We start from the raw sequence: 5,303 nt of genomic DNA on the forward strand, positions 1-5,303 counted from the left end.
TTTTCAATAGAATTAAATTTATTAATATAAATAATAAATTACTATTCTTAAATTTGATCAGATTGATTGCAAAAAAACAAGATTTTCAATAGGTTGCTTATAATCCTAACTATAGTTAGCCTTTCATAAGTAGCGATGCAACAAAGCCATTCCAGTGTCAGCTACTTTCATAACACCATATTACCTTAACAAAAGCAAATGTTCGTACAGATGTGCATCAGCTACTTTCATCTGCCACCTGCAAATTGCAATGTTCGTACAGTTATGTGTCACGCTACTTGGATGACACCGTTGAAAGAAATGAACCGCCTTTTCAAAATTGTTTTGAATAGAGGAATAACATTCACAAGTAAAATTTCATATTACCATTTTTTAATTTATGTATTATAATAAGCTTAATCTATAAGAAAAACAAAGTTGGAAAAGTTGGAAGAACTAAGCAAAAACTGGGTGATAAGAACGGGAAGATTTTTATCTTCATTGTTTTTTTTACTGTTGATTGCGCTATCAATACGTAGTTTTTTATTCGAGCCATTTCATATACCTTCTGGTTCAATGAAAAGCACCCTACTTGAAGGGGATTACATTTTTACTAGTAAATATTCATACGGTTACAGTAAACACTCATTTCCATTTTCTCCAAACATTTTTAGCGGCAGGATTTTTTATACCCCTCCAAAGCGTGGCGACATAGTAGTTTTCAAACCCACAAGAAACGACAGTATCAGGTTTGTTAAGCGAGTAATAGGAACACCGGGCGACAAAGTGCAAATGATAGAGGGAGAATTATACCTAAATGATCAGAAAGTAGAGCGAAGGCAAATTGAAAGTTTTTTTGATTATGAGTCAAATCGTAACATACCAAGATATATAGAAACGCTTTTAAGTGGCAAGGAACATGAGATTTTGATAGATAACGTCTCTAATAAGCTATCATATAACACTCCAGTTTATTATGTACCTGATGATCAATTTTTTGTTATGGGAGACAATAGAAATAATTCTTTAGATAGTAGGTTTTCTGAAGTTGGTTTTGTACCAATGGAAAATATCATTGGGCGTGTAAGCATAGTTGGTTTATCATTTAAATTAGGAAAGGTCGATTGGTTACCATTTAATTTCAGGTTACCTGTTGCTTTGAGATTAAATAGGGTATTGCACAAGGTTGTGTAAGCTTTTTCTACCTATTTGTTAATTCACACAACTCTAAAGAAGAATTTTCTAACTCGGCGATAGCGTTGTTAATTTCATTCAAGTCATTGCCTTGTAAAGCGTTTTTTGCATTTTGTAATAGGTTTTTCAACTTTTGATCAGTGGAAAGGTTATTATTGTTTTCAACCAAGTGTATGAGTTTATTTCCATTAATTTTAGCACCTGCAAGGGAACGAGCCTTCATATCTTCATCAAAGCTGTTTATTGACTGGTTAACCATATTTTGAACATCAGCTTCACTCAAGCCAAAACTTGAATTTACTTTAACTGTCTGCTCAATTCCAGTAGTTTTTTCTCTTGCAGTAACAGTCAAGATTCCGTCAACGTTAACTGTAAATTCTATTTCAACTCTTGCAGAACCTGCAGGCAGTGGCGGTATACCTTTTAGTTCAAACTGCGCTAGAGATTTGTTATCCTCTATCATTTCACGTTCTCCCTGACAAACATGAATTTTCATTGCTGTTTGCCCATCAATATAAGTTGTAAACTCTTTTGTTTCTGAAACTGGCAGTGGCGTATTTCTTGGTATGATTTTTTCAACTATGCCTCCCATAGTTTCTATGCCAAGTGATAAAGGTAGAACATCCAGGAGAATATTCCTATCTTTTGAGCTCGAAATTAAATCATGAGCCTGCAGAGCTGCCCCAATGGCAACTGCTTTATCTGGATCCACGTCATTTAGTACTTTATTTCCAAAGAGTTTGACTAGTGAATTTTGAACCAATGGTGTTCTAGTTGCACCACCAACTAAAATTACTCCTTTTATATCATCAATTTTAAGATCTATATCACTTATAGTACGAGTGACTATATTGATAGTCTTATTGACCAAAGAACTGATTGCCTGCTCGAATTCTTCTCTAGTAATTTCACATTTAAATGGCTTGCCGTTAATGTTGAATTCAAAAGTACCTACGGTGTTTTCGCTCAGATATTCTTTTACAATACGTGATTCAATAAGTGTTGTCATTCCAGTGCTTGACACTGGAATCCAGTTCTTATTATATAACTTTCTAGTGTGTTCATTTGTAATCAAACTTTCTGGATCCCAGACTGGGATGACACTAGAGCATTCTTTGTTTAAACCTACCTTTTCTCTATACTTATCAAGCACAATAAGGTTAAGCAAATGATCAAAATCATCTCCACCGAGTTTAGTGTCACCACCAACTGCAAGAACTTGAAACACTCCTTGATGCAATTTCAATATTGAAATATCAAATGTTCCACCACCAAGGTCATAAACTGCATATATTCCACTGTTATTGTTCTTTTCAATGGAGTAAGAAAGCGCTGCAGCGGTTGGCTCGTTAACGAGGCGAAGAACTTCTATGCCGGCTAATCTTGCTGCATATTTGGTTGCGTTACGTGCTGAATCGTCAAAGTAAGCTGGCACAGTGATCACTGCTTTTTTTACTTCCAGCCCCTTAGACTTTTTTACCCTCTTACATAAAGCTTTTAATATCTCAGCAGAAATCTCAACAGGAGTAAGATACTTTTCCTCTGCGCATTTTATTCTAATAACTTTTTCGCTTTCATGATCTATTTCAAAATTGACGCCTTCTTTATTTAATTCTTCAACACTTTTACCCATTAAACGTTTTATCGAGTAAATTGCATCTGAGTCAACATCGTAGCCAGTTTTCAATGTATTATTTTCATACGAAATAACAGAAGGCAGTAGCTCTCTTCCCTGCTTATCTTCAAATATCTCCACGTTGCCAGCTTTATTTACCATGGCAATTAAAGAATTGGTAGTACCAAGATCTATACCAAAAACTACTTCATTTGAATCCGGTTCAGAAATTTGAATTGGTTGCATTCTTTTTCACCTCCTCAAATGACTTATATAAATATTTCAATCTTAGGACTTGTGTAGCAGCTCCATCAAAATTCTTTACAGCAAAAGTGTTAATTAGGTTTTTAATGCAACCTTTTATTTTTTCATCAATCATCCTACTTGCAAATTGTAGATCATCGCAGTCCAGCAAATATTCTCTTATTTCCATTGATTCATTTAATATTTCAGAATTTGGATGATCCTTTGGGCTTCCTACACCAAAAAGATTCAACAAATGCTCGGCACGTTCTAGTGGTGACTTCAGCACTTGATAAGCTTTGTTGATATTTTCCATGTTTTTGGACTGTCTTTCATTTATATCAGTCTTGCTTAGCTCAATATATTTTTTCTCTAGCCCATCAAAGCTGATATTGAAAGTTGGTTCGATTTCAAACAATGTAAAATAGTTGCTAGACATGAAAACTCTCTCCACAACCACATTTTCCTTTCTCATTAGGATTTTTGAAAACAAAACCCGATGAAAATTTTTCTTCTACATAATCCATTTCAGAGCCAAGAATAAACATGACGGATTTTGGATCAATCAACACTTTAACTTTTTGGCCATCACTACAGTTTTCCTCAATTATCGACTCTAAAGGACGAGTATCATATGCATATTCAATATCATATTTTAAACCAGAACATCCTTTTTGCTTAATTAGCACTCTTATTCCTATTGCTTCTTCCGGTTTCTCAAGGTTAGTATGCTTCTTTTGGTCCAATAAATACCTTATCCTTTCTACTGCTTCCGCAGTTATAGTGATAAGTTTTTTATTCTTTTTTACAGTTTCACCTCCGCCTACTTCTTGATATTCACCCATGTTCGTAGCTTCTTAATTCTTTTGTTTACTTTGATAGTCATGAATAGCAGCCTTTATAGCATCTTCAGCAAGCACCGAGCAGTGTATTTTTACTGGCGGCAAAGACAACTCTTCCACTATTTGAGTATTCTTTATCTGTGTAACGTCACTGATGGTTCTCCCCTTTATCATCTCTGTTAACAAAGAGCTTGAAGCAATGGCAGAACCACAACCAAAAGTTTTAAATTTTGCATCTTCAATAACACCTTTGTCATTGACCTTTATCTGCAATTTCATTACATCACCGCACGATGGTGCACCAACTAAACCAGTGCCAACATTTGGATCATTTTTATCCAGAGAGCCAACATTCCTTGGATTTTCATAATGATCTAAAATTTTCTCATTATAACTCATAAAATTACCTATAAACTGCTATTTTACATTATAACACATTTAGGTTGAAAACTAAAGAAAAATGCACTCGCAACCGCTGTATTTTGTGAGTAAAATGTAACGGTTGCGAGTGCATTTTTCTTTACAAATATACGTAGTGCATGTCATCCTCTATATTGTAATTAAGTTTGAATTTTAAAAGGAGCATTCCCTTGAGTTTATTTGGTAATCTTTATAAAGGCTTGTTAAAAACTTCTTCTCGCTTTAGCGACGGGGTGAGAAGTATTTTCTCTGGCAAAAAAAAATTAGACCAGTCGCTTTTAGATGAGCTAGAAGAATTGCTAATTAGCATGGATATTGGTCATAAAACTTCCAAGTTGATTATCGATAGGCTCACAAGCATCAAATTTGACAAAGAAGTTGAGTATAATATTATCACGCAGCAATTAGTGAACGAAATAGAAGCTATATTAAACCCTGTCATGCAACCGTTAATTTTAAACAGAAAACCACATATAATAATGGTATGTGGAGTAAATGGTAATGGTAAAACCACAACTATAGGTAAGCTCGCATATAAATATAAGGAGATGGGAAAGTCCGTTATGCTTGTTGCATGCGATACATTTAGAGCTGCTGCTAGTGAACAATTAAATATTTGGGCAGAACGTTCTGATTGCTTGATTGTTACTGGAGAGTACGGTAGCAATTCCGCGAGTGTGGCATATAGAGCTGTAAGTCAAGCTATAAAAGATAACGTTGATGTCGTTCTAATTGACACAGCAGGAAGGCTACAAAATAATGTGAACCTTATGGAGGAATTATCAAAAATATATAGAACGATAAAGAAATTAGATGATACTGCTCCTCATGACGTTATTTTAGTTCTTGACGCAACTACCGGCCAAAATGCTTATAGCCAATTAGAGGCATTTAGTAAGATGGTTAACGTTACCGGGCTAATCGTAACAAAGCTAGATGGCACCGCTAAGGGCGGAGTAGTAATTGGACTTGCAGAAGCTTATAAGGTAAAGTTACATGCTATAGGAATT

At 34.8% G+C, this 5,303-nt stretch carries 7 protein-coding genes; 3 read left to right on the forward strand and 4 right to left on the reverse strand.

Going from position 1 to position 5,303, the window contains the following annotated elements:
* Positions 1-198 precede the first annotated feature (198 nt).
* Complete coding sequence (locus tag BA053_RS07470; RefSeq protein ID WP_156518101.1) at positions 199-390, forward strand: hypothetical protein; 192 nt, start codon at positions 199-201, stop codon at positions 388-390.
* 36 nt (positions 391-426) lie between these two features.
* On the forward strand, positions 427-1,173 hold the full coding sequence (lepB, locus tag BA053_RS05090) for a signal peptidase I (protein WP_065095134.1): 747 nt from the start codon (positions 427-429) through the stop codon (positions 1,171-1,173).
* Positions 1,174-1,180: 7 nt separating this feature from the next.
* Here lepB and BA053_RS05095 read toward each other — a convergent pair whose 3' ends face one another.
* From BA053_RS05095 to iscU, 4 genes are read right to left on the reverse strand one after another with little or no spacing between them, the layout of a single operon-like run.
* Entirely contained in the window at positions 1,181-3,034 is a 1,854-nt protein-coding gene (locus tag BA053_RS05095) for an Hsp70 family protein (RefSeq protein WP_065095132.1), read from the reverse strand.
* Complete coding sequence (locus BA053_RS05100) at positions 3,012-3,470, reverse strand: iron-sulfur cluster co-chaperone HscB C-terminal domain-containing protein (RefSeq protein WP_065095133.1); 459 nt, start codon at positions 3,468-3,470, stop codon at positions 3,012-3,014. Before BA053_RS05100 ends, BA053_RS05095 begins: the two co-directional genes overlap by 23 nt.
* Entirely contained in the window at positions 3,463-3,876 is a 414-nt protein-coding gene (locus tag BA053_RS05105) for a HesB/IscA family protein (RefSeq protein ID WP_007548854.1), read from the reverse strand. Before BA053_RS05105 ends, BA053_RS05100 begins: the two co-directional genes overlap by 8 nt.
* Before the next feature lie 12 nt (positions 3,877-3,888).
* Positions 3,889-4,272, reverse strand: a complete 384-nt coding sequence (iscU, locus tag BA053_RS05110) for a Fe-S cluster assembly scaffold IscU (protein WP_007548853.1) — start codon at positions 4,270-4,272, stop codon at positions 3,889-3,891.
* Between the two features lie 191 nt (positions 4,273-4,463).
* On the opposite strand from iscU, the gene ftsY reads away from it, so the two are divergent.
* Positions 4,464-5,303 (forward strand): signal recognition particle-docking protein FtsY (ftsY, locus tag BA053_RS05115; protein ID WP_065106835.1); only part of this gene is annotated, 840 nt, incomplete at its 3' end.

The sequence above is a fragment of the Wolbachia endosymbiont of Nomada ferruginata genome, from assembly GCF_001675785.1.
Classification (GTDB): Bacteria; Pseudomonadota; Alphaproteobacteria; order Rickettsiales; family Anaplasmataceae; genus Wolbachia; species Wolbachia pipientis.